Annotated in this window: 28 protein-coding genes; 4 read left to right on the top strand and 24 right to left on the bottom strand. The window is 59.0% G+C overall.

What is annotated here, in order from left to right:
- The first annotated feature begins 14 nt into the window (after positions 1 to 14).
- On the top strand, positions 15 to 854 hold the full coding sequence (gene panC, locus GJ700_RS09020; protein WP_154372871.1) for a pantoate--beta-alanine ligase: 840 nt from the start codon (positions 15 to 17) through the stop codon (positions 852 to 854).
- 150 nt (positions 855 to 1,004) lie between these two features.
- On the opposite strand, the gene GJ700_RS09015 is transcribed toward panC, so the two are convergent.
- From GJ700_RS09015 to flhD, 15 genes are all read right to left on the bottom strand, one after another.
- A complete protein-coding gene (locus tag GJ700_RS09015) occupies positions 1,005 to 2,216 on the bottom strand; it encodes an EAL and HDOD domain-containing protein (protein WP_154372868.1) in 1,212 nt (403 codons plus the stop codon).
- A 193-nt stretch (positions 2,217 to 2,409) separates the two neighbouring features.
- Complete coding sequence (gene cheY / locus GJ700_RS09010; protein WP_154372866.1) at positions 2,410 to 2,799, bottom strand: chemotaxis response regulator CheY; 390 nt, start codon at positions 2,797 to 2,799, stop codon at positions 2,410 to 2,412.
- Between the two features lie 162 nt (positions 2,800 to 2,961).
- Positions 2,962 to 4,032 (bottom strand): protein-glutamate methylesterase/protein-glutamine glutaminase, encoded by a 1,071-nt coding sequence (locus GJ700_RS09005; RefSeq protein ID WP_154372864.1) that lies wholly within the window; start codon positions 4,030 to 4,032, stop codon positions 2,962 to 2,964.
- A 46-nt stretch (positions 4,033 to 4,078) separates the two neighbouring features.
- On the bottom strand, positions 4,079 to 4,675 hold the full coding sequence (gene cheD, locus GJ700_RS09000) for a chemoreceptor glutamine deamidase CheD (RefSeq protein ID WP_154372862.1): 597 nt from the start codon (positions 4,673 to 4,675) through the stop codon (positions 4,079 to 4,081).
- Between the two features lie 17 nt (positions 4,676 to 4,692).
- Entirely contained in the window at positions 4,693 to 5,550 is an 858-nt protein-coding gene (locus GJ700_RS08995) for a CheR family methyltransferase (protein WP_154372860.1), read from the bottom strand.
- A 100-nt stretch (positions 5,551 to 5,650) separates the two neighbouring features.
- A complete protein-coding gene (locus tag GJ700_RS08990) occupies positions 5,651 to 7,360 on the bottom strand; it encodes a methyl-accepting chemotaxis protein (RefSeq protein ID WP_154373419.1) in 1,710 nt (569 codons plus the stop codon).
- Positions 7,361 to 7,495: 135 nt separating this feature from the next.
- Positions 7,496 to 7,987, bottom strand: a complete 492-nt coding sequence (locus GJ700_RS08985) for a chemotaxis protein CheW (RefSeq protein ID WP_154372858.1) — start codon at positions 7,985 to 7,987, stop codon at positions 7,496 to 7,498.
- An 18-nt stretch (positions 7,988 to 8,005) separates the two neighbouring features.
- Positions 8,006 to 10,216 carry a chemotaxis protein CheA gene (gene cheA, locus GJ700_RS08980; RefSeq protein ID WP_154372855.1) on the bottom strand — a complete coding sequence of 737 codons (2,211 nt, stop codon included), beginning with the start codon at positions 10,214 to 10,216 and terminating at the stop codon, positions 8,006 to 8,008.
- A 38-nt stretch (positions 10,217 to 10,254) separates the two neighbouring features.
- A complete protein-coding gene (locus tag GJ700_RS08975; RefSeq protein WP_154372853.1) occupies positions 10,255 to 10,620 on the bottom strand; it encodes a response regulator in 366 nt (121 codons plus the stop codon).
- A 69-nt stretch (positions 10,621 to 10,689) separates the two neighbouring features.
- Complete coding sequence (locus tag GJ700_RS08970; protein ID WP_154372851.1) at positions 10,690 to 11,238, bottom strand: chemotaxis protein; 549 nt, start codon at positions 11,236 to 11,238, stop codon at positions 10,690 to 10,692.
- Positions 11,239 to 11,313: 75 nt separating this feature from the next.
- Entirely contained in the window at positions 11,314 to 12,258 is a 945-nt protein-coding gene (gene motB / locus GJ700_RS08965) for a flagellar motor protein MotB (RefSeq protein ID WP_154372849.1), read from the bottom strand.
- Between the two features lie 48 nt (positions 12,259 to 12,306).
- Positions 12,307 to 13,167: a flagellar motor stator protein MotA gene (gene motA / locus GJ700_RS08960; protein WP_154372847.1), complete on the bottom strand. Its 861-nt coding sequence runs from the start codon at positions 13,165 to 13,167 to the stop codon at positions 12,307 to 12,309.
- Positions 13,168 to 13,257: 90 nt separating this feature from the next.
- Positions 13,258 to 14,022 carry an SAM-dependent methyltransferase gene (locus GJ700_RS08955; RefSeq protein WP_154372845.1) on the bottom strand — a complete coding sequence of 255 codons (765 nt, stop codon included), beginning with the start codon at positions 14,020 to 14,022 and terminating at the stop codon, positions 13,258 to 13,260.
- Positions 14,023 to 14,101: 79 nt separating this feature from the next.
- The gene (flhC, locus tag GJ700_RS08950; RefSeq protein WP_154372843.1) at positions 14,102 to 14,647 is read right to left on the bottom strand and encodes a flagellar transcriptional regulator FlhC; all 546 of its coding nucleotides are present in this window, start codon (positions 14,645 to 14,647) and stop codon (positions 14,102 to 14,104) included.
- 41 nt (positions 14,648 to 14,688) lie between these two features.
- Entirely contained in the window at positions 14,689 to 15,006 is a 318-nt protein-coding gene (gene flhD / locus GJ700_RS08945) for a flagellar transcriptional regulator FlhD (RefSeq protein WP_154372841.1), read from the bottom strand.
- 609 nt (positions 15,007 to 15,615) lie between these two features.
- Between flhD and kynU the strand changes: the two genes are divergently transcribed.
- Positions 15,616 to 16,866: a kynureninase gene (kynU, locus tag GJ700_RS08940; protein ID WP_154372839.1), complete on the top strand. Its 1,251-nt coding sequence runs from the start codon at positions 15,616 to 15,618 to the stop codon at positions 16,864 to 16,866.
- 9 nt (positions 16,867 to 16,875) lie between these two features.
- Positions 16,876 to 17,769: a tryptophan 2,3-dioxygenase gene (gene kynA / locus GJ700_RS08935; protein WP_154372837.1), complete on the top strand. Its 894-nt coding sequence runs from the start codon at positions 16,876 to 16,878 to the stop codon at positions 17,767 to 17,769.
- Positions 17,770 to 17,817: 48 nt separating this feature from the next.
- On the opposite strand, the gene GJ700_RS08930 is transcribed toward kynA, so the two are convergent.
- A complete protein-coding gene (locus GJ700_RS08930) occupies positions 17,818 to 19,155 on the bottom strand; it encodes a gluzincin family metallopeptidase (RefSeq protein ID WP_195763838.1) in 1,338 nt (445 codons plus the stop codon).
- A 40-nt stretch (positions 19,156 to 19,195) separates the two neighbouring features.
- Positions 19,196 to 19,615: an HAD family hydrolase gene (locus GJ700_RS08925; protein ID WP_154372835.1), complete on the bottom strand. Its 420-nt coding sequence runs from the start codon at positions 19,613 to 19,615 to the stop codon at positions 19,196 to 19,198.
- 236 nt (positions 19,616 to 19,851) lie between these two features.
- Between GJ700_RS08925 and GJ700_RS08920 the strand changes: the two genes are divergently transcribed.
- On the top strand, positions 19,852 to 20,469 hold the full coding sequence (locus GJ700_RS08920; RefSeq protein WP_154372833.1) for a CHRD domain-containing protein: 618 nt from the start codon (positions 19,852 to 19,854) through the stop codon (positions 20,467 to 20,469).
- 9 nt (positions 20,470 to 20,478) lie between these two features.
- On the opposite strand, the gene GJ700_RS08915 is transcribed toward GJ700_RS08920, so the two are convergent.
- From GJ700_RS08915 to GJ700_RS08885, 7 genes are all read right to left on the bottom strand, one after another.
- Complete coding sequence (locus GJ700_RS08915; RefSeq protein ID WP_154372831.1) at positions 20,479 to 22,584, bottom strand: putative bifunctional diguanylate cyclase/phosphodiesterase; 2,106 nt, start codon at positions 22,582 to 22,584, stop codon at positions 20,479 to 20,481.
- Positions 22,585 to 22,699: 115 nt separating this feature from the next.
- On the bottom strand, positions 22,700 to 23,230 hold the full coding sequence (locus tag GJ700_RS08910) for a hypothetical protein (RefSeq protein ID WP_229506897.1): 531 nt from the start codon (positions 23,228 to 23,230) through the stop codon (positions 22,700 to 22,702).
- Positions 23,227 to 23,706 carry a VOC family protein gene (locus tag GJ700_RS08905; protein WP_154372829.1) on the bottom strand — a complete coding sequence of 160 codons (480 nt, stop codon included), beginning with the start codon at positions 23,704 to 23,706 and terminating at the stop codon, positions 23,227 to 23,229. The genes GJ700_RS08910 and GJ700_RS08905 overlap by 4 nt, the downstream gene beginning before the upstream one ends.
- 10 nt (positions 23,707 to 23,716) lie before the next feature.
- Positions 23,717 to 24,394 carry an SEL1-like repeat protein gene (locus GJ700_RS08900; RefSeq protein WP_229506896.1) on the bottom strand — a complete coding sequence of 226 codons (678 nt, stop codon included), beginning with the start codon at positions 24,392 to 24,394 and terminating at the stop codon, positions 23,717 to 23,719.
- A gap of 92 nt (positions 24,395 to 24,486) precedes the next feature.
- A complete protein-coding gene (locus GJ700_RS08895; protein WP_154372827.1) occupies positions 24,487 to 24,918 on the bottom strand; it encodes a DUF7878 domain-containing protein in 432 nt (143 codons plus the stop codon).
- A 142-nt stretch (positions 24,919 to 25,060) separates the two neighbouring features.
- Complete coding sequence (locus tag GJ700_RS08890; protein WP_260117361.1) at positions 25,061 to 25,624, bottom strand: DUF2199 domain-containing protein; 564 nt, start codon at positions 25,622 to 25,624, stop codon at positions 25,061 to 25,063.
- Between the two features lie 15 nt (positions 25,625 to 25,639).
- Positions 25,640 to 26,053: a hypothetical protein gene (locus GJ700_RS08885; RefSeq protein WP_154372825.1), complete on the bottom strand. Its 414-nt coding sequence runs from the start codon at positions 26,051 to 26,053 to the stop codon at positions 25,640 to 25,642.
- Between the last annotated feature and the right edge of the window lie 137 nt (positions 26,054 to 26,190).

Genomic DNA, 26,190 nt, shown 5'->3' with positions numbered 1-26,190 from the left:
CACGAGAGCTCATTATGAAAATCATTTCCTCCATCGATGAATTGCGCGACCAGCTCAGTGGCCAGTTGCGCACGGCCTTCGTGCCGACCATGGGTAACCTGCACGAGGGCCACCTGTCGCTGATGCGCCTGGCGCGCAAGCATGGCGACCCGGTGGTGGCGTCGATCTTTGTGAACCGCCTGCAATTCGGCCCGAACGAAGATTTCGACAAATATCCGCGCACATTCCAGGCCGACGTGGAAAAGCTGGAAAAGGAAGGCGTCTACGTGCTGTTCGCGCCGACCGAGAAAGACATGTACCCGGAACCGCAGGAATACCGCGTGACGCCGCCGGACGGCCTGGGTAACGCGCTGGAAGGCGAATTCCGCCCCGGCTTCTTCACGGGCGTGTGCACGGTGGTGGCCAAGCTGTTCAACTGCGTGCAGCCGAAAGTCGCCGTGTTCGGTAAAAAGGATTACCAGCAGCTGATGATCGTCCGCAACATGGCGCGCCAGATGGGCATGCCGACCAATATCGTCGCGGCGGAAACCTACCGCGCGGACGATGGCCTGGCGCTGTCGTCGCGCAACATGTATTTGTCGGAGACGGAACGCGCGGAAGCGCCGGCACTGTACCAGACGCTGAACTTCGTGGCGGAGGAAATGCGCGCCGGCCACCTGGATATCTTCCAGCTGGAACACAAGGCGATGGACGACCTGGCCAAGCGCGGCTGGAAGCCGGACTACATTTCCATTCGCAAGCGCATGGATTTGCAGGTGCCGTCGGCGGGCGATCTGGCGCAAGGTGCGGAGTTGGTGGTGCTGGCTGCGGCCAAGCTGGGGACCACGCGTTTGATCGATAACCTGGAAATCTAAACGCGTAGGGCGGCTTTTACGGGGACGCCGAGTCAAAGCCGCCATGCTGGCCCTGCCGCAAATTATGCGGCCGCCGCGACGCCAACACGGCGGCTTCCGCGTTGCGGAAACCGCCCTACGGAGACACGGCGGCGGCTTGGTTCACCGCTGCTACGACGCTGTCACCGACTGCGTCCACGCCAGCGCCTCCAGATGCGCCTTGTTGACATCGGCCGGACTCAGGTTCAGCGACGATGCCAGCGACGCCACCAGGTTGCTGTTCAGCTCGCACGCTTCGGCCAGCGCCAGGTAGGGCCCGTATTTGCCGGAGCGCGTCATCAGCGCGGCCACCACGTCGTCCGACAGCTGGATCCCCGCCAGCACTTCTTCCATCGGCATGCCCAGCAAACGGTCCAGCAGCGAGAACATGCCGGCCACGAAGATGTTTTCCGCGTCGGCCTTGCCCAGCGCCTTCAAGCCCAGCAATTCAGCCAGGCGGCCCCGCACCACGGCCGTTTCCAGCAGCACGGGCGAATAGCCATTGGTGCTGGCCGTGGCCAGCAATAAAGTCAGCCAGCGGTACAGCGGTTCATAGCCCAGCATGGTGATGGCCTGGCGCAGCGACGTGATTTCCCGCCCCGCGCCGAACCCTGCCGAATTGATGTAGCGCATCAACTGGTACGACAGTGCGGCATCGCGCCGCAGCACATCTTCCAGGTTCTTGACGTCGGCATTGGCGCTGACCATCTGCATCAATTGCATGATCAGCGCTTGCGCGGGATTCATGCCTTGTACCGCCGAGCCCGGCCGTGGCGTCAGGTGCAGCTTGCCGACAAAGGCATCCAGGCCCAGCGCGGCGCACGCATCGAAATCGTTCCACGTCGCCACCGGACGGCCCACCATGCGCAAGTTTGCCGCTTTCAGCGCCGCATAATGGCGCGCCTGCGACGCCACGTCGGCGCCGGTGAATTTGACTTCAACGAAGGAAGCAATGGTGCCGAGCCGGCTGCCGACCCGCGCCAGGTCCGCGTCGCGCAGCAAGATGCCGACCCCGCCCGCGCGCAAACCCTGCACGGCCGCCAGCGTATCGGCATTGGCCAGCATCGGCGCCCGGATCGACAGCACCGTGTGCTCGGGCGGCATGTTGTACAGCGCGTCGGTCGACAGCATTTCCGGCACGGCTTGCAGGAACAGGATTTTATCCCGCAACAGCCAGCCCTGCCCGTCGTCATTGACCTGGCCGGCCACGAAACCCACCAGGTCTTCCAGCTGGGCCCGCGTCGGCGCCGAGCTGTCCTGCTGTTGCCAGGTCAATTCGTAGCCGACCACTTTCTGCTTCGGGTCCAGCAAGGGCTCACGAACGAGAAAATTGGTTTGATGCATAGTGTGGTCGCTTTGATGAAAAAGCAAAAAGCCGGCGCAAGGCCGGCCCGGGTATTACTGAGGCGCAGGCCCGGCGCGCGACCGCGCCTGACTGGCCATGATTGCCGCACTGGCCGCAGCCGTGGCACTGAGGTGATACGCCTGTGGCGCCGCGTGTCCGCCCAGGCGCACAGCGCCACACCCGCGGCGCGGATCAGGCGCCCAGCTTTTCGAAAATCTTGTTCAGCTTTTCATCCAGGGTGGCCGCGGTGAACGGCTTCACCACATAGCCATTGGCGCCAGCCTGGGCCGCCGCGATGATGTTTTCTTTTTTGGCTTCTGCCGTCACCATCAGCACAGGCAGCTTGGCCAGTGCGGGATCGGCACGAATATTCTGCAGCATGGTCAGGCCGTCCATGTTCGGCATGTTCCAGTCCGACACGACGAAATCGAAGGGTTCCGCGCGCAGTTTGGCCAGCGCCATGACACCGTCTTCGGCCTCGTCCACATTGGCATAACCCAGTTCTTTCAACAGATTCCGGACGATGCGGCGCATCGTCGAAAAATCGTCAACAACTAAAAATTTCATCTTTGGATCAGCCATGAATTACTCCGTTGATTCTCTTACGCGGTTGTTAATAGTGTTTATAAGCACCACCTCTTTGTAGGATAGCATTTTCATTGCGTTAAGGCGAACAAAGTGGTGGTAAAACGTCACTGCAACGGTAGCCTTGTACAAAAAGCAGCATACCGCATACTGCATTTCTTAAACGCGCAATGCGCGCGAACCGTGTTTGGCCAAGTGGCCCAGCACCATGCCCGGCAAATCCTGCAACGCGCCCACTTCATGCGTGCCACCCACTGCGATGGCTTCGCGCGGCATGCCGAACACGACGCAACTGGCTTCATCCTGCGCAAAATTATAGGCGCCCGCATTTTTCATTTCCAGCATGCCGGCCGCGCCATCCTTGCCCATGCCGGTCAGGATCACGCCCACCGCATTCTTGCCGGCGAATTGCGCGGCGGAGCGGAACAGCACATCCACCGACGGGCGGTGGCGGTTGACGGGCTCGCCCTGGTCGATCTTGGTCATGTAGTTGGCGCCGGAACGGGTCAGGGTCAGGTGCGAATGGCCCGGGGCGATATACGCGTGGCCGGGCAGCACGCGTTCATTGCCCTGCGACTCGATGACGGCGATCTTGCACAGCGAATCGAGACGCTTGGCGAACGAACGCGTAAAGCCTTCCGGCATGTGCTGCGTGATGAGAATGCCCGGGCAATCGGACGGCATTTGCATCAGGAATTCGCGGATCGCTTCGGTGCCGCCGGTGGAAGCGCCGATGATGATGAGTTTTTCGGAAGACATCAGCGGATTGCGCAATTGCGGCAATGGCGCCTGGCCTTCGGCGCCCGCTTGCGGCAACGTGCGCGCACGCACCCGGGCACGCGACGCGGCGCGGATTTTATCGGTAATCAGTTCGGCATATTCGCGCATGCCGGCCTGGATGGAGATTTTCGGCTTGGTGACGAAATCCACGGCGCCCAGTTCCAGCGCGCGCATGGTGATTTCCGACCCGCGTTCCGTCAACGACGACACCATCACGACCGGCATCGGCCGCAGGCGCATCAGCTTTTCCAGGAAGTCGAGGCCGTCCATTTTCGGCATCTCGACGTCCAGGGTCAGCACGTCCGGGTTGGTTTGCTTGATCAACTCGCGCGCCACCAGCGGGTCGGGCGCCACGCCCACCACTTCCATGTCGGCTTGGCTGTTAATGATTTCCGTCATGACGCTGCGGATCAGCGCGGAGTCGTCGACGATCAGGACTTTGATCTTCATGATGTTATGTCTCTTCTAGTGCACCAGTACGGCCGGGTCGGACCAATTAAAACAATTCGACTTCGCCCGCCACTGGCTGTTTCTTGAGCCGGCTCGCATATTCGCTTTCGCGTTTGGCCAGCGTATCGTTATGGGTTTGCATCAGTTTTTTCACCAGCACTTTCCCGGTGCGGGGGAAGAAATACACTTTGCGGGGATAGATATCGTTCAAGTCTTCCGCGACGATGCGGATGCGTTCATTCTTTAAAAACGTCTGGACAAAGGCGGCGTTGCGCTCGCCCACGTTAATCGCGGTGAATCCTTTCAGCACGGCGCCGCCGCCGAACACCTTGGCTTCCATATTGTCCCGCTTGGCGCCGGCCTTCAGCAAGTCATTGATGAGAATTTCCATCGCATAGCTGCCGTAGCGGGCCGAGGCCGACACGGGACTGCCATCGCCGCCGCCATCCGGCAGCATGAAGTGGTTCATGCCGCCCAGGCCCGTCACGCGGTCGCGGATGCAGGCCGATACGCAGGAACCCAGCACCGTGACAATCAGCATGTCCTTGTTGGTGAAATAGTATTCACCCGGCAGGATCTTCGCTGCTTGGCAGTCGAACGTCCGGTCGTAGTAGACATTCGTGGCAAATTGTTCCAAGTCCATAGTGTTCCCGCCTTCCTTTATGACGACACTTTAGGGCTTGCGCCACGGCGATCGTCCAGCTCGTATACGGTTTTACCGCGCAATTTCAATTGATCGGACACATACAGGAAATTCTCCGAATGGCCGGCAAACAGCAATGCGTCGGGCTTCATCAACGGGACAAAGCGCGACAGTATTTTACGCTGAGTCGCCTTATCGAAATAAATCATCACATTGCGGCAGAAAATCACGTCGAACGGGCCCGTCACGGGCCACTGGTCGCCCAGCAGATTCAATTGCTTGAACGTGATCAGGTTGCGCAATTCCGGACGCACGCGCACGTAGCCTTCCTTGTCGCCCTTCCCTTTCAGGAAAAAGCGGCGCTGGCGTTCCGGCGACATCTTGTCGAGGCGGTCCAGCGTATAAACGCCGTTGGCGCCGTGCGCCAGCACATTGGTGTCGATGTCGGTGGCAATAATGGTGGCGGGCGGGTTCAACGTATTGAACGCTTCGCACAGGGTCATCGCGATCGAATACGGTTCTTCGCCGGTGGACGCGGCGGAACACCAGACGGTGATGTCGCGCTTGTTCTTGACGTGTTCGGCCAGCAGCGGGAAGTGATGCGCTTCGCGGAAGAACGACGTCAGGTTGGTGGTCAGCGCATTGGTAAACGATTCCCACTCGTCGCCCAAACGCCCCGCCTCCAGGTCATCGAGGTACTTAACGAACGAATTGATGCCGTTGGCGCGCAGGCGGCGCGCCAGGCGGCTGTACACCATCTCCTGCTTGCTGTCGGCCAGCGAAATGCCGGCCTTCTTGTAAATCAGCGCCCGCACGCGCTCGAAGTCGCGGGCATTGAAATCAAACTCTTTGACGGTGTCTTTGGATTGCGGCATGTATCAACCTTCATAAAACGTGTCACCAGTGCGTCCCGCGCGCAGAGTCACTGCCGCGCGGAACGCTTGCGCCGCCTGGTCCTTGACCGTGGTCAGCGCATCAGAACTCTTCCCACTCGCCGTCCGGCGTATTGGTGGTAGCCAGCTTTTTCGGCGGCGCCTTGGGCGCTGCCTTGGCGGCCGGGGCGCGCGCCGTCAAGGCGGTGCGCGGCGCCGGCTTCGCCACGGCCTTCGGCGCGGCGGCGCGCTGGGCGGAATACGCATCGCCAGCCAGTTTGAAGATGGCGACCGCGGCCGCCAGCTTTTGCGCCTGGTCCTGCATGCTTTCCGCAGCGGCGGCGGCTTCTTCCACCAGCGCGGCATTTTGCTGCGTCATTTCATCCATCTGCGTGATGGCCTGGTTGACTTCCTCGATGCCGTTGCTTTGCTCCTGCGTGGCCGCCGTGATTTCACCCATGATGTCGGCCACCTGCTTGATCGACGTCACGATCAGGCCCATGGTCTGGCCCGCTTCATCGACCAGGCGGCTGCCCGCATCGACCTTGTCGACCGAGTCGCCAATCAATTCCTTGATTTCCTTGGCCGCCGCCGCCGAGCGCTGCGCCAGCGAACGCACTTCCGACGCCACCACGGCGAAGCCGCGGCCCTGTTCGCCGGCACGGGCCGCTTCCACCGCCGCGTTCAGCGCCAGGATGTTGGTCTGGAACGCGATGCCGTCGATCACGCCGATGATATCGACCACCTTGGACGACGATTCCTTGATCGAGCCCATGGTTTCCACCACTTGCGACACCACGGTGCCGCCTTTTTCCGCCACCGACGATGCCGACACGGCCAGCTGGTTGGCCTGGCGCGCATTGTCCGCGTTTTGCTTGACGGTGGACGTCAGCTCTTCCATCGAGCTGGCGGTTTCTTCCAGCGAGCTGGCCTGCGATTCCGTGCGCGACGACAGGTCGGCATTGCCGGACGCGATTTCCTGCGACGCCACCGTGATGGTTTCCGTCGACGAACGCACTTCGCTGACCGTGCGCACCAGGCTGTCGTTCATTTCACGCAGCGCCTGCAGCAGTTCGCTGGTTTCATCCTGGCCTTCCACCGTCACTTGCGACGTCAGTTCACCGCCCGCCACGCGCTTGGCCACTTCCACCGCACCCGACAGCGGCCCCGTGATCGAACGGGTAATGATCAGCGCCGCCACCACGCCCAATGCGATCGCGATGGCGCCGAGGCCGAACAGGATCATCATCAGGCGGCTGTCGGCCGTAATCGACCCTTCCAGCACCGCGTTGGCCGCTTTCTGCTGCATGTCGACCAGCGTGTTCAGCGCCGCCAGCGTTTGCTGGTTCAGCGGGTCGATGCGGCTGGCGATGACCTTGGCCGCGCCCTCCGAGTTAAACGCCAGCACCTGCCCGATGGCTTCCTTGAACGCGGCGTCGACATCCTTGTCCAGCGCCGCGATATCGCTCAGCACTTTCTTTTCCGCATCGTTCAGGCCCAGGCTCTGCAACTTGTCGCGCGCCGCTTCATAGCGCTTGCGCTGTTCCTTGACCTTGCCCTCTTCCTTCTGCATCAGGCTGACGTCCGATTGCAGGCCGATATTGCGCATGGCAATCCCGGTTTCCAGCATCGCGCTTTTCATCGCGGACGCTTGCAGGTTTTTCGCCGTGGACGTTTCCAGCCCGCCACGCAATTCCGCCTTGTTACGGTAGTTCAGCACGTTGGTCAGTAATACCATCGCAGCGAGAATCAGCAAGATGCTGCCAAACCCGATGCTCAACCTGGTGCCGATCTTAAAGTCGCGTAAATTCATCATCGTCTCCCTTCTCTGCTGTCTTTCCGGCTGCGGCATCCCTGTGGGAGCAGACCCGGCGCCGTCCGGTAACCTGCGCGCATTATATTTTTCTTCAGCCCACCGTCTTTGCGATGGGCTGTCATTGCTTGCTGCTTATGCCGCCAACTGGTCGTTCAACCCCATATCCGGGCTCGACATCAGGCGATCGATGTCCACCAGGATCAGCATACGCTCATCGATGGTGCCCAGGCCAATGATGTATTCAGTCGAGAACGCGGTCCCCATTTCCGGCGACGGTTTCACCTGTTCCGGGGTCAGCGTGGTGACATCCGACACCGAATCGACCACCATCCCCACGATGCGGCCATTGATGTTCAGGATGATGACGACCGTGAACTGGTCGTACACGACTTCACCGAGCTGGAACTTGATGCGCATGTCCACCACGGGAATGATGATGCCGCGCAAGTTGATCACGCCCTTGATGAATTCCGGGGCGCTGGCAATGCGGGTCACGGCTTCATAGCCGCGGATTTCCTGCACTTTCAGGATATCGATCCCGTATTCTTCCTTGCCCAGCTTGAACGCAAGGAATTCGCGACCGGCGATGTCCTCTGCGTTATTTGCCTGGATTACGTCTGCCATATGGTTACCCTCTAGCGTTTATTGTGAAAAAATGGTTTCGTCCGCCAGTTGGCGCGACGAGCGGATCAATGCGGCGACATCGAGAATCAGCGACACGCCGCCATCGCCCAGGATGGTGGCGCCGGAAATGCCCGCCACCTTGCGGTAATTCGATTCGAGGTTCTTCACCACCACTTGCTGCTGTCCCACCAGGTCGTCGATGAACAGCGCCGCCTTGCGGCCATCGGTTTCCAGGATCACGATGATGCCTTCGCACGGATCCGTGAAGCGCGGCGTAATGTCGAACATCTGGTACAGCGGGATCAACGGCAGGTATTCGCCGCGCACCTTGATGACCTTGCCCTTGCCCGTGATTTCCTTGACGTCTTCCGGCACCGGTTGCAGCGATTCGATCACGAAGCCCAGCGGCAGGATATAGATTTCCTCGCCCACGCGGATCGTCATGCCATCCAGGATGGCCAGGGTCAGCGGCAGCGAAATCGAAATCGTCGTGCCAAAGCCCTTGGCGGAACGGATATCGACCGAGCCGCCCATGGCGGTAATGTTCCGCTTCACCACGTCCATGCCGACACCGCGGCCCGACACGTCGGTCACGGTTTCCGCCGTCGAGAAGCCCGGCGCGAAAATCAGTTGCCAGACATCGGCGTCGGCCATGTTGTCCGACACCGGCAAGCCGCTTTGGCGCGCCTTGGCGAGGATTTTTTCGCGGTTCAAGCCGCCGCCGTCATCCGCCACTTCGATGATGATATTGCCGCCCTGGTGGCTGGCCGACAGCAGCAAGCGGCCCGCGTCGCTCTTGCCGGCCGCGCGCCTGATATCCGGCATTTCAATGCCGTGGTCGATACTGTTGCGCACCAGGTGCGTCAGCGGATCGACGATGCGTTCGATCAGGCCCTTGTCCAGTTCGGTCGCGGCGCCGTTGGTAATGAAATCGACTTTCTTGCCCAGCTTGGCCGCCAGGTCGCGCACCATGCGCGGGAAGCGGGAAAACACGAAGTCCATCGGCATCATGCGGATCGACATCACGGCTTCCTGCAAGTCGCGGGTATTGCGCGTGAGCTGGCTGACCGACGACAGCAGGCGTTCGTGCACCATCGGGTCCAGCGTATCGACGCGCTGTTCGATCATCGCTTGCGTGATGACCAGTTCGCCCACCAGGTTAATCAGTTGATCGACCTTTTCAATCGACACGCGGATCGACGACGATTCGCCGCCGCCGCCAGCCGCCACCGGCTTGTCGTCTTTCTTGACGACGGCTTTCTGCGGCTCCGGCGTGGGCGCGGCGGTCGGCTCGTCCTTGATGCCGGCGCGGGCACGGATGGTTTCCACCGGCTCGAAGAAGCCGTAACCCTTGTTGTCGTCCGCGGCCAAGGCCGCCTCGGCGCGGATTTGCTCCAGCGGCTGGAAGAAGCCATAGCCGGGGTCGCCGCCCTGCACAGGCTGGGCGGGCGCGGCAGAGGGTTCGATCGGGTCGAAGAAGCCGTACCCCTGCGCCGCTTCGATGCGGTTGCGTTCGGCGCTTTCGCGCGCCTGCTGGGTCGGCGTCAGCGCCGGCAATTCCGTGATCTTTAAATCGTCCGGGTTCAGGATGAACGAGCAAATCGACACGATGTCGTCCAGGCTTTCGTGGGTGGTCACCAGCAGCGCGGTGCGGCCGCCATCGAGCGGCGTGGTCGACACCAGCCCCAGCAATCCCACTTCGGCCGCCAGCGCCGCCACTTCGCGCTGGTTCATTTGCGGCAGTTCCAGGCGATAACGGCGGCCATCGGTATGGTCGACCTTGTTGTCGTCGGCCGCGCTGTTGAAGGATGGCGCGATGTGCTGCAAATCCGACACCACCACGTCTTGCGCCAGCGATTGCAGCATCATGCGCACGTTGCCCACGGCGTCCTGGTCGACCGTGGCGCCGGAACGGTGGCCGTCCAGCTGCATTTTCAAGATATCCTTGGCGGCCAGGAATGCATCCACGTGCTCGGCCGTCAGGGCCATCTCGCCTTTGCGGATGCGGTCCAGCAGGGTTTCCAGCACGTGCGTAATTTCCGTCATGTCGTTCAGGCCGAACGTACCCGCGCCCCCTTTGACGGAGTGGGCGGTGCGGAAAATCGCATTCAAGTCTTCTTCCGTGGGCGCGGCGATGTCGACGCCCAGCAGCAAGCGCTCCATTTCAGCCAGCAGTTCCTCAGCCTCATCGAAGAAGACCTGGTAGAACTGGCTAATATCGATGGTCATGGCGCGACTCCATCAAGTACTGGATACATGGGAAGTCCTCAGCCGATGACTTTCTTGACTACCTCGATAAGACGCTGCGGATCGAATGGCTTGACCAGCCAGCCGTTGGCGCCGGCCGCGCGGCCCTTGGCCTTCATCTCGTCGGACGATTCCGTGGTCAGCATCAAAATAGGCACTTTCTGATAGCTCTGCAGTTCACGCAGGTGCTTGATCAGTTGCAGCCCGTCCATGCGCGGCATGTTCTGGTCGGTCAGCACCAGGTCCACGGTCTGGCCCTTGGCTTTTTCCAGACCATCCTGGCCGTCAACCGCTTCCACCACCTGGTAGCCGGCGGCCTTCAGGCTGAAGGCCACCATCTGTCGCAGCGAGCTGGAATCGTCGACTGCAAGTATCGTTTTCGCCATTTTGTTTTATCTCACTCTATCAAAGCGGGGGCGGCTGGCCCCCGGGTTACTTCGTTATCGGGTACGCGGTCAAAACAACTCGATGTCGCCGCTTTCCAGGTGCTTCTGGCTGACCGCCTTGCGCAGCACGCTGCGCAGTTCCAGGCTCTGGATCGCCAGCGCCATGCTGACCTTGCCCAGCAATTCGACGATTTCGTCGTTATCGCTTTCCGGCACCATTTCCGCGCCATGAGCGCCCAGGGTGCCCAGGAATTCGCGCAGGCCGGTCACGCGTTTCAGCGTGCGGTCGATCAGCTGGCTCGTCATGTCCTGGAATTGCATGCTGGTGACAGCCGCATTCACATAGCCGCCGACCTGCGCGGACAAGGCGGACAGTTGTTCTTTCTGTTCGGCGCTGGGCGTGGCGCCGGCCAGCAAGGCATCGATGGCTGCTTGCTGCGCACTGACCGTCTCGTGGATGGCCATGAAGTTGCGCGACAGTTTTTCAATCGCTTCTTCCAGCAGGAGGTTGGTCTGGATTAAATCCGTCTCCACTTCCGTCAAATGCCGGCGCCCATGGTCGGAGACGCCGGACAGCAAGCGCTTCACATGGGAGCCAAGGATTTTTTTTCTCGTCATATCAGTCTCGTTTCAAAGCCCTGCAACCGCGCGCGGCCACGCGTCGGCCCTACTTTGCTTTTCCCTACGTGTTCCCTACTTCTTCGGCGCCGCCGCCCCGGCTTCGGCGGCTGCCCTGGTCGCCTCGGTCTCGACGCCCACATCCAGTTTCTGCGAACCTTCCTTCAGCAGTCCTTCTTCCGTCTTCTTGTTCATGACGATGATGCTGATGCGGCGATTGATCGGGTTGAACGGGTCCTTGCGGTCCAGGTGCACCGCCGAGCCCAGGCCCACCACGCGCATGATCTTGTTTTCCTGCATGCCGCCGGCAATCAGTGCGCGGCGCGACGCATTGGCGCGGTCGGCGGACAATTCCCAGTTGCTGTAACCCGCATCGGTAAAGTACGGGGTGGAATCCGTGTGGCCGGACAAGCCGATGCGGTTCGGCACTTCGTTCAGCACCACGCCGATTTCGCGCAGGATGTCCCTGGTATAGGGTTGCAAAGACGACGACGCCAGCGCAAACATCGGCCGGTTCTGCTCATCGACGATCTGGATGCGCAAGCCTTCCGACGTAAAGTCCAATAACAGCTGGTCCTTGTACTTCTTCAGCAGCGGATTGCTTTCAATCTTTTCTTCGATCTTCTCTTTCAACTGCTGCAGCCGCATGGTTTCCTGGCGTTCCATTTCCGCCTTGGCGGCTGTCAGGTTATACGACTTCTTGACCGTGCTCGGATCGTCGGCCATCTTGACCTGGCCTTCCTTGCGCGTCAGGTCCTTGCCGCCGCCGGGAATCACGGACGAGCTGTCGCCCGAACCGGAACCGCCCTGCATGGCGACTTTCAGCGGGGTCTTGAAGTATTCGGAAATACCGTTCAAGTCGCCCTTGGTGGTGGAGCCAAGCAACCACATCAGCAGGAAGAACGCCATCATGGCAGTGACGAAGTCGGCGTACGCAATTTTCCAGGCGCCGCCGTGATGCCCGTGGCCGCCCTTTTTTATGCGTTTGACGATGATAGGCCGCATCCCTTCGTCAGCCATACCGTTTCCTTAAAATTGCCATAGTGTAATAATACGCGAAGCGCCGGCTTACTTGGTCTTCGATTTCTTGATATGTTCTTCTAGTTCGGAGAAGGACGGGCGCTCCGTTGAATACAGGACTTTACGGCCGAATTCCACGGCCAGCGCCGGCGCATAGCCATTCAGGCTGGCCAGCAGGGTGACTTTCACGCACTGGAACATCTTGGTGGATTCTTCCAGCTTCTGTTCGTGCAGGGTGGCCAGCGGGCCAACGAAACCGTACGCCAGCAAAATACCGAGGAAGGTACCCACCAGCGCTTTCGCAATCAGCAAGCCCAGCTCGGACGGCGGGATGCCCACCGATTCCATCGTGTGCACCACGCCCATCACGCAAGCGACAATGCCGAACGCCGGCATGCCGTCGCCCAGCTTGGCCAGCGCGCCGGCCGGCACCATGCCTTCGTGGTGGTGGGTTTCAATTTCATTGTCCATCAGGTTTTCGATCTGGAACGCATCCATGTTCCCGGAAACCATCAGGCGCAGGTAATCGCTCATGAACTCGACGATGTGGTGGTCTTCCAGCACCATCGGGTATTTGGAAAACAGCGGGCTTTCGTTGGGCGAATCGATGTCGCCCTCGATCGACATCAACCCTTCTTTCCTGACCTTGGACAGGACATCGAACAGCAGCGACATCAGTTCCATGTACAGTTCCTTAGTATAGCGGGAGCCGGCAAACAGTTTCGGCACTGCCGCTATCGTGGCCTTGATCGCCTTGGTGTTGTTACCGACGAAGAAGGCGCCGAAGGCGGCGCCGCCAATCTGTACTAATTCGACGGGTTGGAACAATGATGCCAAATGGCCGCCGGCAAATGCGAAGCCGCCGAACACGCACGCCAGGACGATGAAATAGCCAAGTAAAACGAACAAGAGAACGCGCTCCGTAGAGTGAAATATGGGTAAATTTACACGTGGAACTACAATAGCGTGAGACAGGGGGTACGGGCAAGCAAAAGCGGCTCAAAAGCGCCAAACATGGAGTGCGGGACCGTGCTCTGTGGTAACTATGGTCTTGACGGGTGGGCAAGCGTCAATTTCGAACTCGTAACTGATGAGCAGGCTTCCGGGCCGCATTTCACGCGATGCCTTGGCCCACAAACCCGGCATCGCGGCCGGCGACAGGTAAGCGAACACCATGTCGTAGACGCCGAAGTCCAGGGTTTCATAATCGCCCCGGATGAAGTTCGCGTGGCTGCCGGCCAGTTTGGCGCGCAGCCGCGACAGCAGCCACGGCAACGGCGCCAGTTCAATGCCCGTCACACGCGCATCGGGCCGGACCCGCGCCAGGTGCAGTGCCATGCCGCCCACGCCGCTGCCGATATCGATCAGGTTCAGGCCGGGACGCCGCGGCAATTCCCGTTCGACCGCCTGCCACACGGCGACGCCCGAGTTATACAGCGGCACCTGCGTACGGTAAGTCGACCAGTACACGCCCAGCAGCAACAGGAACACCAATAAATAGAACAGCGGCGGCAATGCCAGCGCCAGCGCGGCCAGCACGGCAACCGGGAACAGCAACTGGATCACACGCCACCACGGCGCCATCCCCAGCTTCCACGTAAACACCAGCGCCACCACGCCCTGCAGCACGGCAAAGACGGCAAACGTCAGCGGCACATGGACAATGGCCAGCGCATAGAGGAGGAAGTAAGTCGTCGGCACAGCCGCCGCCTGCACCAGCGCCGCCTGCACCGCTGGAATGGAAAAGAAGCGCCCCCAGCTCATGCAAAGCCCCGGGTCATAAAACACAAACACCGGCGCAGCCGAGGAGCCAACGCCGGTGTTATTAAAGTGCGCAGATCATTCACGCCGCCTGCGACTCCATTTCCTTGGCCTTCTTGGTCTTGCCCGCCCGCGACGGCATGTGGCACAGCCCGCACACGTACCCGCCATTCAAATCCATCGCATCGACCACGAACTTGCCCTGGCACTTGTTGCACGGCTCCAGCTTCAGCATCTCGCTGTTAAAGAAGCGCACCAGGGTCCAGGCCCGGGTCAGCGACAGCACCGGCTCTTCGCCCGGCGCCGGCGGCATTTGCTCCAGGTACAGCTGGTAAGCCTTCATGACCGCCTGGATGCCGGTGGCGCCGGCATGAGTCACGAGGAAGGTATGGATATTGACGAACAGCGACGAGTGGATATTCGGCTGCCAGGTCAGGAACCAGTCGGTCGAGAACGGCAACATGCCCTTCGGCGGCGACACACCCTTCAATTCCTTGTACAGCTTGAGCAGGCGCTCACGCGACAGCGACACTTCCGACTCCAGCAACTGCAGGCGGGCGCCCAGGTTGATCAGCTCGATGGCCAGCTGGATTTCCTGCGCTTCGGTGACGACGCTTTTCTTGCTCATGGTGTTCTCCGGGAACGGGACTGGTGTCGCGGCTATTTTAATCAGGCAATCTCTTCAACCGGCTGGCCAGCCATCAGGATGGCAGCGTGCGATTGGGCCAGGGTGCGGTCTTTATTGTAATTGGTCAGCATGCCCAGGATGGCGCCGTCGTCGAAGCGGAAGCGGGCCAGCATCATGTTGCCGCCTGCCAGCTTCAGGATCTGCGCATTGCTCATGCTCTCGATCAGGTCGGCGATATCGGCGGAAATGCCCAGGCGGAAAATGGCGGTTACTTTGTCCGCGCGGATCATTTGCTGCGCCAGCATCAGGTAGCTCAGGTTTGCGTCGCGGATCTCAGCCATCATGTCGTTTGCAGTCATTTCCATCTCCTCGGTTGGTTTCAACGCAATTGCGTTTCCGTTGAGATACATTCTGCTGGAGCAAACCAAGGCGGAGAAGTGGACGACTTCTGTATTTTGAGTCCGGCAATGACGGACACGCCCTGTCAGCCTTTGTCTGACAAAGGCAGGGCGATTAGTGTGCAACGCCAGTATTGGCGCGGGTTTGCGGGGTGTCGGCCCTCAATCGAAATCCTGTTTTTAAAGCTGTAAACAGCGATGGAAACTGACTCTTTTTCACGACATCTAACCCGGTAACGGCAGGGTTTTCAGGAACTTTAGGGTTTTCGACAAAAAATTTTAAAATTTTTCGACTTTTTTAACCGGGGCTCCGAACGCGGTTTTCTGCGTATCTAAAACAGGTAACGGCACGGGTTGCGGGAACTTGAGGGGATTTTTAAGAAAATTTCGAAGAACATTCAAAATTCTGCATTTTCAACTAAAGTCAAAATTTTTGAATAGTTTCAGCATTAAATCTAGCGACATCCATCGACGAAACTTTAAAAATACCGTCATCTACTGATGCCCTTCCCCGCTAAAAATTGCTAAACTTCAGCTTCCAATTAGATTAAACCTAAACTATCTCCCGTCATGACTACCCGTAACGACTGCCTTACCCGCGACGCGCACGATCCGCTCGCGGCCCTGCGCGACCAGTTCGACTTGCCGGCCGGCGTCATTTATTTGGATGGCAACTCCCTGGGCGCCCGTCCGAAAGCATCGCTGGCCCGCGCCCAGCACGTGATCGGCCATGAATGGGGCAAGGATTTGATCCGCAGCTGGAATACCGCCGGCTGGTTCGACATGCCGAAACGCCTGGGCAACCGCCTGGCGCCCCTGATCGGCGCGCGCGACGGTGAAGTCGTTGTCACGGATACCACGTCGCTGAACCTGTTCAAGGCGCTGGCAGCCGCCATCCACATGCAGGCACAGCACCCTGAACGGAGCAACCGCCGCGTCATCATCACGGAACGCACGAACTTCCCGACCGATATCTATATGGCGCAAGGCTTGTCCAGCTGGCTGGACCGGGGCTATATCGTCAAACTGGTCGACAGCGTGGACGAGATTCCCGCCGCGCTCGATGACGATGCCGCCGTCCTGATGCTGACGCACGTGAATTACCGCACCGGCTACCAGCACGACATGGCCGCCCTCACCCGCCTGGCCCATGAAGCGGGCGCGCTGGTGGTGTGGGACTTGGCGCATTCGGCCGGCGCGGTACCGGTCGACCTGAACAGCGCAGGCGCCGACTTTGCCGTCGGCTGCACCTATAAATACCTGAACGGCGGCCCCGGTTCGCCCGCCTTTATCTGGGTGCCGCGGCACCACCAGGCCGCCTTCACGCAACCGCTGTCCGGCTGGTGGGGCCATGCGGCGCCGTTCGCCATGGCGCCGGATTTCGCGCCGACGGCCGGCATTGGCCGCGCATTGTGCGGCACGCAGCCGGTCACGTCCCTGGCGCTGGTCGAATGCGGGCTCGAAGTGTTCGAGCAAACCACGATGGACGCGATCCGCACCAAATCGCTGGCGCTGACGGACTTGTTCATCGAACTGGTGGAATCGCGCTGCGCGGGCCACCCGCTGGAATTGGTGACACCGCGCGACCATGCGCGCCGCGGCAGCCAGGTCAGCTTTACCCACCCGCATGGCTTTGCCGTGATGGCGGCGCTGATCGCGCGTGGCGTGATCGGCGATTACCGTGAGCCGCAGATCATGCGCTTCGGCTTCACGCCGCTGTACACCAGCTACGCCGATGTCTGGGACGCAGTCGACATCCTGAAACAGATCCTCGACAACGGGGAATACGATATTGCCGCCGAGCGCGGCGCAGTCACCTGAGGAACCGCCATGACCGACAATACCAACAACAGCGGCGGTTGCCCGTTCCACAGCCCGGCCCCCGCCTCCGGGGCAGACAAGGACGCGCAATGGCACGGTGCGCAGATGGATTTCAGCAAGTCCATGAGCTATGGCGATTACCTGGGCCTGGAACGCATCCTGACGGCCCAGCACCCGCTGTCGCCCGAGCACAATGAAATGCTGTTCATCGTGCAGCACCAGACCAGCGAACTGTGGATGAAGCTGATGCTGCATGAAATGCATGCGGTGGTCGCCAACATTCAGTCCGATAACCTGCCCCCTGCCTTCAAGATGCTGGCGCGCGTGGCCCGCATCATGGACCAGCTGGTACACGCCTGGGACGTGCTGGCCACGATGACGCCGCCGGAATATACGGCAATCCGCCCGTACCTGGGCGCGTCGTCCGGCTTCCAGTCGTTCCAGTACCGCGAAATCGAGTTCATCCTCGGCAACAAGAACCCGAACATGCTGGCCGTGCACGAAACCACGACGGACAACCACGCGCGCCTGCAACAGGCGCTGCACGCGCCGTCGATCTACGACGAAGCCATCCGCCTGCTGGCCCGCAACGGTTTCCACATCGCGCCGGAACGCCTGGACCGCGACTGGTCGCAACCGACCGTGGCCGACGAATCCGTCAAGGAAGCGTGGCTGGAGGTGTACCGCGACCCGCAAAAGCACTGGGCACTGTACGAACTGGCGGAAAAGCTGGTGGACATGGAAACCGCGTTCCGCTTCTGGCGCTTCCGCCACGTCACGACAGTCGAGCGCATCATCGGCTTCAAGACGGGCACCGGCGGCACGGCTGGCGTGTCGTACCTGCGCAAGATGCTGGACGTGGTGCTGTTCCCGGAACTGTTTGCGCTGCGTACAGCGCTGTAACTCGGCACGCAAGCAAGCCAGGCTGCCACGCCTGGCTTGGCATGCCGCTTACATGGCAGAGGAATCCCTCAAAGGCCGGTGCGCCAGGCTGCAGTGCTCGACAGCCTCCGGCATGAATGGATTCGCGTAGGGCCGGCGCGGGGTGATCATGCCGGTCTCCGACAACCGCCGCATCAAGTGCACGGGGTGTGCCAGGCTGATTTCACGCCACGCGAAATTGGCGCGGATGTTATCCCGGTTGGCGCCGCCGGTCAGCCGGCGGTCCGCTTTCAGCAAAGCCAGCCCCACCTTGTAGTAGCTGAGGTAATTCGCTGACAAGCCATCCCATGCTGTCGCCAGCAAGCGTCCCAGGTAATCGCGCGCCGACAGCAAGGCTTCCTTGAACCCCTCCTCGTGCCCCTTATAGGCTTGATCAAACTCTGCCTGGATTTGCGGCAGCGCGCTATTGGGCGCCTGGCCATGGGTGGAGCGCAACGCGAGGTCAAGGGTGATCAGCCCGCGCGCCACCAGTTCAGCCTGGTAGCGGCCGACGAAGATGTCGAAAATCGCGCCCGTCAACGGCAGCGACAAATCATGCGGTTCGGCGCTGACGGTACTCATGCGCTCATAGTTGAAAGCAACGCGGATTTCACGGCCGTCCGGCAATTCGCCAAGCCGGTCCAGCTCATTCACCGTAAACAAGTTGCCCGAACTGTGTTTGAGGATGTGGTTGACGACGCTATCGAAATGCAGGCTGGCCACAATGGCGACCAGGTCGCCGCACGATTCATGGAAACCGCCATACTCGTCGGTGGCGGAGGCCTCCGTATCTGGCGTGCCCACTTCGGAGAAAATAATGCTGTGGCCCAGTTCATGGGCCAGCACGTCGAAGTTCTGGCAATACGGGCTTTGATGGTCGATGCCGCCGTTGGGCAGGCGGCCGAAGCCGAACTCCAGGAAGCCAAAACCGGATTGGGCGTTATCCCATTCGATTGACGGGATCAATTCCAGCCGCTCAAAGTACATCTGGAACGCCCACTCGATGGGACGCTTGAAATAGTCTTCCCAAATGTCGAGTACGCGCCGCACCGTCGCATACATGGTGGTACAGGAAAATTCGCGGCTGTTGATATCGACATAGTCGAAATGTCCGTTTGCGTCCGGTTCGACCGGTGGGTGGCGTCGGCCATCCCATTGCGGCTGCGGACCGAAGCGGTCATAGGGCTTCTTGCCGATGGCGTCGATGACGAACATGCGCTCGTCTTCCGGTCCTGCTTTGACGGCGCCCGGCGGCAGCGATACGTACACGATCTCTGGCTCTGAAAACGACTTCAAATAACGGCTTTGGGCAAACAGGCGGAAGCGGGTTCCTTCCACTTTCAATTTCGCATCGAGTTGCATGGACATGATGTCGGCTCCTTCAGGGTACGTAGCTGGCACCCGGCATTCACACGCCGGGCGGGACAGGTTTGAGCAACGCCTGCATTCCGGCGCTCAACGCGCCGAGTACTTCCACAATGTTTTCTCCCACATACAAACATTGCTCCACAGGCACCGCAACCTGTTCCGCCGCGAAGCGGTAAATACGCGGATCCGGCTTGGCAATGCCCCCGTTATCGCGCTCGGAAACAAAACCATTCGGATCGATATGCTGCAACAAGCCTGCGCTATGCAACAGCGCCTTGCCTGCGGCGTTGTTCATGTTCCCCAGTGTCGTGATGACGCCGACACGCATGCCCAGCTGGGTACGGGCAGCCGCCAGCATTGCCGCGCTGCCGGCAAAGGCTTTGAAGGTGCCCGTGACCGGGTCATAACGGCCCAGCGTGTCCCCAATATCGAAGAAAACGGCCTTGACAGTATTCGCCATGATTGCGTCCCTGTAGGTTGCGGTGCAATCGAGTATAGGAATGGGCCGGCGAAAGAAAATCGCACATTCTCACCTCATCCACGTATTTATTTAGATCGGGACGCGGTTATCCATCATGTTTTTTTACTACGACTTTGATAGCAATCATTCATTCTTTTGAAATATTGCAATATTTGCATTTCAATTGAGCGGGCCTATAGTGAATGAGCAGAGTCCCTCCCTCCAAAAGGCCCGATATGAAAACACTGAACACGCCCCTGGCATTCGCTGCGGCATCACTGAGCGCCCTGCTGGCGACAGGCAGCGCCGTGGCTGCGCCCGCCACCTACTACGCCACGCTGACCGGCGCGGCCGAAGCGTCCCCCAACAGCTCTGCCGGCATCGGCGGCACCGTCGTCACCTTCGACATGACGGCGCACCTGCTGACCATCGATTTATCGTTCGTCGGCCTGGAGGGTACGAGTACCGCCTCGCACATCCACTGCTGCACGGCAGCACCGGGAATCGATACCGCCGGGGTGGCGACGGAAACACCCACGTTCAGCACCTTCCCGACCGGCGTCTCCGGCGGCCTGTTCTCGATGATGTATGACACGACCTTGCCTGCCAGCTGGAACCCGGCCTTCATCACGGCCAACGGCGGCACCACGGCCGGTGCGGAAGCCGCCTTTAGCGCCGGGCTGGCATCGGGATCCGCTTACCTGAACATCCACTCGACTCTTTATCCTGGCGGCGAAATCCGCGGCTTCCTGGCAGCGGTGCCGGAACCGGGGCAATGGGGGATGTTGTTGATGGGGTTGCCGGCGGTGCTGGCACTGGCGCGCAGAAGGAGGGATCAGGACGGACAATTTTGACCGCAACGCTTACCTGAGCTTCATCGCGGGCGCCGCCGGCGCGGCCTGGCCCAGCAGCGCCTCGAATTGCGTAATCGGTAACGGCCGGGAACACAAATACCCCTGAATGAAGTCGCAACCTGCCGACTTGAGCATGGCATGTTGCGCCTTGCTCTCCACGCCTTCGGCAATCACCTTCAGGCCGAGCTTATGCGCCATCATGATCATGGCCTCGCACAAGACCAGGTCGTCGGATGAGTATTCAAGGTTGCGCACGAAGACACGATCGATCTTGAGATAGTCTATGTCGAATTTTTTCAGGTAAGCCAGCGACGAATAGCCGGTGCCAAAGTCATCGAGCGCCAACTGCACGCCCGCCCGTCCCAGGGTGAATAACTTGCTGCGCACCTCGGCAGTAACATCAAGCAACAAGCCTTCCGTTATTTCAATAACGAGACCGTCTGGCGGCAAGTCCAGTTGTTCAAGATGCCCGAGCCATGTGGTACTGAGGGTTTCATCGTTTTTGAACTGGACGGGGGAAACATTGATGCTGATCTGGAATTTGGAATCGCCTAGCGCACGCCGATGCCGCAAGTAGGACGAAGCTTGCCGGAACACCCACTCGCCTATCTCAATGATCAGTCCGCTTGATTCAGCCAGGCCGATGAATTCAGCCGGACTAACCAGGCCACGGCTTGGATGATTCCACCGCAGCAAAGCTTCAGCCTTTTGGATAGCGCCGGTCTCCACGTCCGCAATCGGTTGCAGGAAAATTTCAAGCTGGCCGGCGGCCAGCGCGCCACGCAATTCGTTGGTCAGACTCATGCGCCGCTGCGCTGCTTCCTGCAATGCGGACGTAAAGTGGAAATAACGGTTACGACCGGCGTTCTTTGCCGCATACATGGCCTGGTCCGCATGGCGCAGCAAGGATTCGATGGTTTGCGCATCGTGCGGATATTTCGCTATGCCGATGCTGGCGGAAATGAACAGCATCTCCGGGCCAACCTTGAAGGGCGTCGTCAATGCGGCAATGATTTGCCGGGCAATGGCATCGAGCTGTTGCAAGGCATCGGCATCGTCCAGGATGATGGCGAATTCGTCGCCACCGAGACGCGCCAGTGTCGTCTCCGGCCGCAAGCAATCCCTGATGCGGCGCGCCACGTCGATCAACAGCAAATCGCCGGTGTCATGGCCGAGGGTGTCATTGATTTCCTTGAACTGGTCCAGGTCGATCAGCAACAGGGCAAGCTCCGCGCCAGCCCGCTGCGCTTTCTTGAGGTATTGGTCAAGGCATTCCCGGAACCTGTGCCGGTTTGGCAATTTCGTCAGCCCGTCGATATTGGCCTGGTCCCAGATCATGCGTTCCGCACGCTGTTTGTCGGTAATATCAGAAAACAAGGCGACACGCCGGTCGACGTTGCCATGTTCGTCGTAGACGGTATTGATGCTCAGCCGGACTGCGACCAGGCTTCCATCTTTGCGGCGATCGGTCAATTCACCATGCCAGCGCCCGTGTTGCTCGAGCGCTTGCCACATGGCCCGGTAGAAATCCGTATCCTGCAAGCCCGAACCGAATAGACGGGGATTTTTGCCCGCCACGTCGGCCATGCTATAGCCGGCCATCTGCGTAAACGCATCGTTAATGGCCAAAATCCGGTTGTCGGCATCGGTCACCATCATGGCTTCCGAACTGTGCGTGTAGACCAGGGCCGCAACGCGCAACGCTTCGTCGGCGCGTTTGCGTTCGGTCACTTCAACCAGCGAAAATACCAGGTATTCGATCTCGCCTTTGGCATCCAACACCGGCACCAGGGTCCAGTCCCAGTAAGTGACGCCACGCTCAGGCTGCTCGGCGAATTCAAATGCGCGGGTAAAGGTGACAAAGGGACGCTTGGTGCGCACCACTTCGTCAAAAATCGCCTTGGTGTCGGACGGATAAAGGTCAAAATGATTATGCCCAACAAAATCATTGATATCCCGGCGGCAAGCCCGGGCATAGGCGGCATTGACGCGGACGAAGTTGTAATGGCGGTCGAGAATGACGAGACAACTGACGCTGTGGTTGAAAAAGGTCTCCGCCAACGCCAGTTGCTGCCTGGCATGCGGGTCTGGCGAGCTTGCCTGGGATTGCAGCATGTACGCGATCTCCTTCAGCCAGGTTGATTTGATGCCTGGAGATAATTATATCTTCATGGATTACCTGATTTACATTTTTCTGCCCGTGTGGTATCGCCGCAAATCCAGATTCCAACTAATCGTGATTGCGGTGCTGCCACGCCCACCAGACCGCATAGACCGCAAGAGCCAGCCCAAGGATTTTCATGCCATTGCCTATGCGAATATCGTGGGCCAGCACGCCCCAGCGGCTAAAAATTTCCGTCCAGTCGTGGTCGCCGCCACCGACCAATGGGAGTTCCCCGGCGCGGGCATCCTTCATATAGCGGCCGACATTCATCAGGTTGTCGGCCAGCCAGAGCAGCGACGCGGCCCAGCCGGATGACTGTCGTTCACGCAAAAAGTAGTGCGCGAAAACCATGGGGAAAAGCAACTGGAAAATCGTCCCGCCATAGACCATCAGGCGGCTCGACAGCAAACCCACGATGGGGTGTCCGGCTTCATGCAGGGCCAGGTTGGCGTTGTCGACGATGAAGACCCAGGCGTCGGCGGTCAGGAAATGCTGCCAGGCGATCCATGCGGCGAACAGCGTTAGCGCGATTGCCACGCCCGTGGAGATGGGTGGCCAATCATTGTCGTCTGTTTCTTGATGGATGGGCTGATTCACAGCGCATTGACCTTGTCGACAATGAGCTTGTGTTCGCCATCGAATACCCAGGCATCTTCAAAATTGACTTCAAACAGGTGCCCGTCAGGATCCTTGAAATAGCCGGCCACACCCCATGCGGTCCTGGTCGCAGGCTTCACTAACACACCACCGGACTCGACTGCCCTAGCCAGGATGCGCGGCACTTCATCCGCCGCTTTGGCCAGATAAACCAGGCCGACACCGGAAAAGCCGGTTCCTTTTGATGTGGGCGACAAGGCATCTTTGGCGAAAGACTCTCTCGACAGCAAGCACAGCGCATAGCCGCCCAAGTCAAATTTGGCGAAGCCGTCATTTCCGGTGGGCGACTTTTTCCAGCCCAGCGATTCATAAAATTTGATGGATGCGGTGACGCTTTCCACGCCCAGCAGGATCAAGTGCAGCCGCTGGCTTGGGGGGAGAGATGGAAGTGTTTCCGGGGCAATATTGTTGGTCATGGCGAGCTTATCACTTGCGCGATGTGTCGTTCGGACTTCCTTGCTCAAGTGCCCGCTTCAGTTTCATTCCGCCAATGCAAGCCGGGTCTTCGGCTCCGTATTTACACGATTTTTCGAGCACCTTGAGCGCAAGCCCAGGGTTCTGCGGCACACCCAGCCCGCGGCTAAGGTGAAGCGCATACATACTACAAGCCCATGGATCATCAAAGTCACAAACCTTGGCGAATGTCTGAGCCGCACATTGCTGCACTGTTCGATTGTCTGGGTCATCAGAGAGCATGCCTGCTGCGCGATTTGTGCAGCCGGACATGATGCCCAGCTTGCACGACCTTTGGAAAAGCGCTTCACTACTAATCGTCTCGCTATGCGCTTGTTGCATCGCATATGCGAGCCAGTAGCATGAGCCTCCATCACCGGCAGTGCATTTCGCAAGGCAAGATGCCAACTGCGGCTGCGCCGTGCAATTGTTGACTGCAAGATAGCTCCGCGACTCCTTCTGAGGCAAAACATCGGCCGGGCACGTCTTTGCCTCACTGATCCAGTCAGCCCTCGAACGAACAGCCGCTGAAAGTTTCCTAACGACATCAGTCATCTCAGCAGCCGGGCTGGCATTGAGCGAGAGTAACAGCGGGATTCCAATAGATAAACTATAAAACAAACGCATTTTCTGGGGAGGTAAGGTAAACACGCAGCGCGCAAGCCGTCCAGCTGATTGGGAATTTTGGCATTTTCCAGGGGCTCAATGTTTGAGCTAAGGGCAGTCGCCCCTGCAGCGAATGGTTATGCACAAACACTACTAAACTCCCGCGCAACCAGCGCACTCATAAAACTTCTAGACTCAATAAGTACACGCTTAATATACTGTCGCGCAGCGTTCTGAATTTCTTGGAACGAGCTCGGATTTGCATTTTCCAGTTCCTGCCAAGCGCTTCCGACCAACCATTGCCCGTTTGAATGCGGACGAAACCATAATAGACCTTCTTGTTCATCGTCCATGGATGTGTAGTAGAACTCTGGACCATCCTCAGACGCAATTTGGAGCCATGCCGCGAGGTGTTCGGCAAGTTCAACGATGCACCAGTGTGGCTCTGATAGGAGTATGCCCTCCGTCACTTCCACAACGAAATCTGCCTCCACCCAAAGCAAGGCCTGCCACCGCTCCTGAGCGATACCTTGCGCACTTGAAACGTTCTGAAATTTAAGGGTGAGCACGAATCTTTCCTTTGTGCACTACGTTCAAACTAACCGCGCTGCGCGGTCTTATCGCACAGCGTCAACGTGATTGCTCAGCGGTGTGCGGAAGCGGCGAAGCCCGCTGTAGCGCGTCCGCTGGAGCTGAGGGTTAGGCATATAGCTACGCAAATAGAGCAGTGTACTCGGACGCTCGATGCTCATCTATCCCCCGTGCCTGCTCCGCATAAAGTGGGTGAGTACTCGACTTCAGAAAAACATCCGGCCGAGTCGTCGGCCCTGTCAGTCGTAATTCCGCTTCTAGACCAAGAGAGCCATTAGAAGTAGGAATTTCGTTGGCAAGTCGCGCCTCGAATGGCGGCTCGTTAAGTTGTTCATCCGAGTCCCAAAGATCGTAGATGCGTTCGAACGAAGACTGCGGAACTTCAACCCATAGCCCTATGCAGTATGGATGCTCGCGCGACTCCACCGAGAGCGGCAGCAGTCCACGAATGAAAAATCGTTTCCCTTCAATGACGCATAGATCGTTGTTCTCTTGAAGTAGACGTGACCGTTCTTCAGGCGACAGCTTCGCTGCATCGTCGGGGCGACGAAACGTCAACTCCATTTCTTCCAGCAAATGTTCCTCACCGCATTTTGAGCAAATCAAAGAATTACCTTTCTGTCTAACGTTTAAAGCAACTGGCTGCCGGAACGCGTAGCGTGGAGGCAGTCCAGTTGACTGCATTATTGAGCAGTTCCGTCATTTCTTCGCGGCCAACGCGGTATCTACGAATTTATTTATGATTGGCGTGACCATAGCAAGATACTCATTCGATTGATCCATGTTCATGTTTGAACGAATGAAGATTTCGCTAGTGCGCGAGAGGAATTCTTCGTCAACAAAATACTTCTCCGGGGTAAAACGGACGCCTGCGCCATCTCGATCAGAAACATGACGCGCAGCTAAGTCGAGATAGATGCAGTAGAAACGAAACTTATTTAGGTCCTTATAGCAGTCTTCACTGATTTGAACTAGTGAAGCGATGCCGCCATTCTTGTACTTCGCCACCGTTGTCGCGGCCGCCTTTTGCATGTTATTCACCACCTCGTCAGGTGTGACCGCGTGCGCATGGTTCACGCAAAGAACTGTAAGGATTAAATAGAGTTTCTTCATTCGTTATGTGCCCAACGAATGAAAGGGACTTCCCCCGTCCCACATGCGCAGCTTGGAACTTGCTGCAAGCACCTACGGTCTAAGGATGAGGAAGTTGTCTTCATCAATGGCCCAAATGGGGGAAGTCATGAACAAGG

This window comes from Pseudoduganella rivuli (assembly GCF_009674485.1).
Taxonomy (GTDB): domain Bacteria; phylum Pseudomonadota; class Gammaproteobacteria; order Burkholderiales; family Burkholderiaceae_D; genus Rugamonas; species Rugamonas rivuli_B.
Note: the sequence above shows the minus strand (reverse complement) of the source record. Positions and strands in the feature narration are given on the sequence as shown.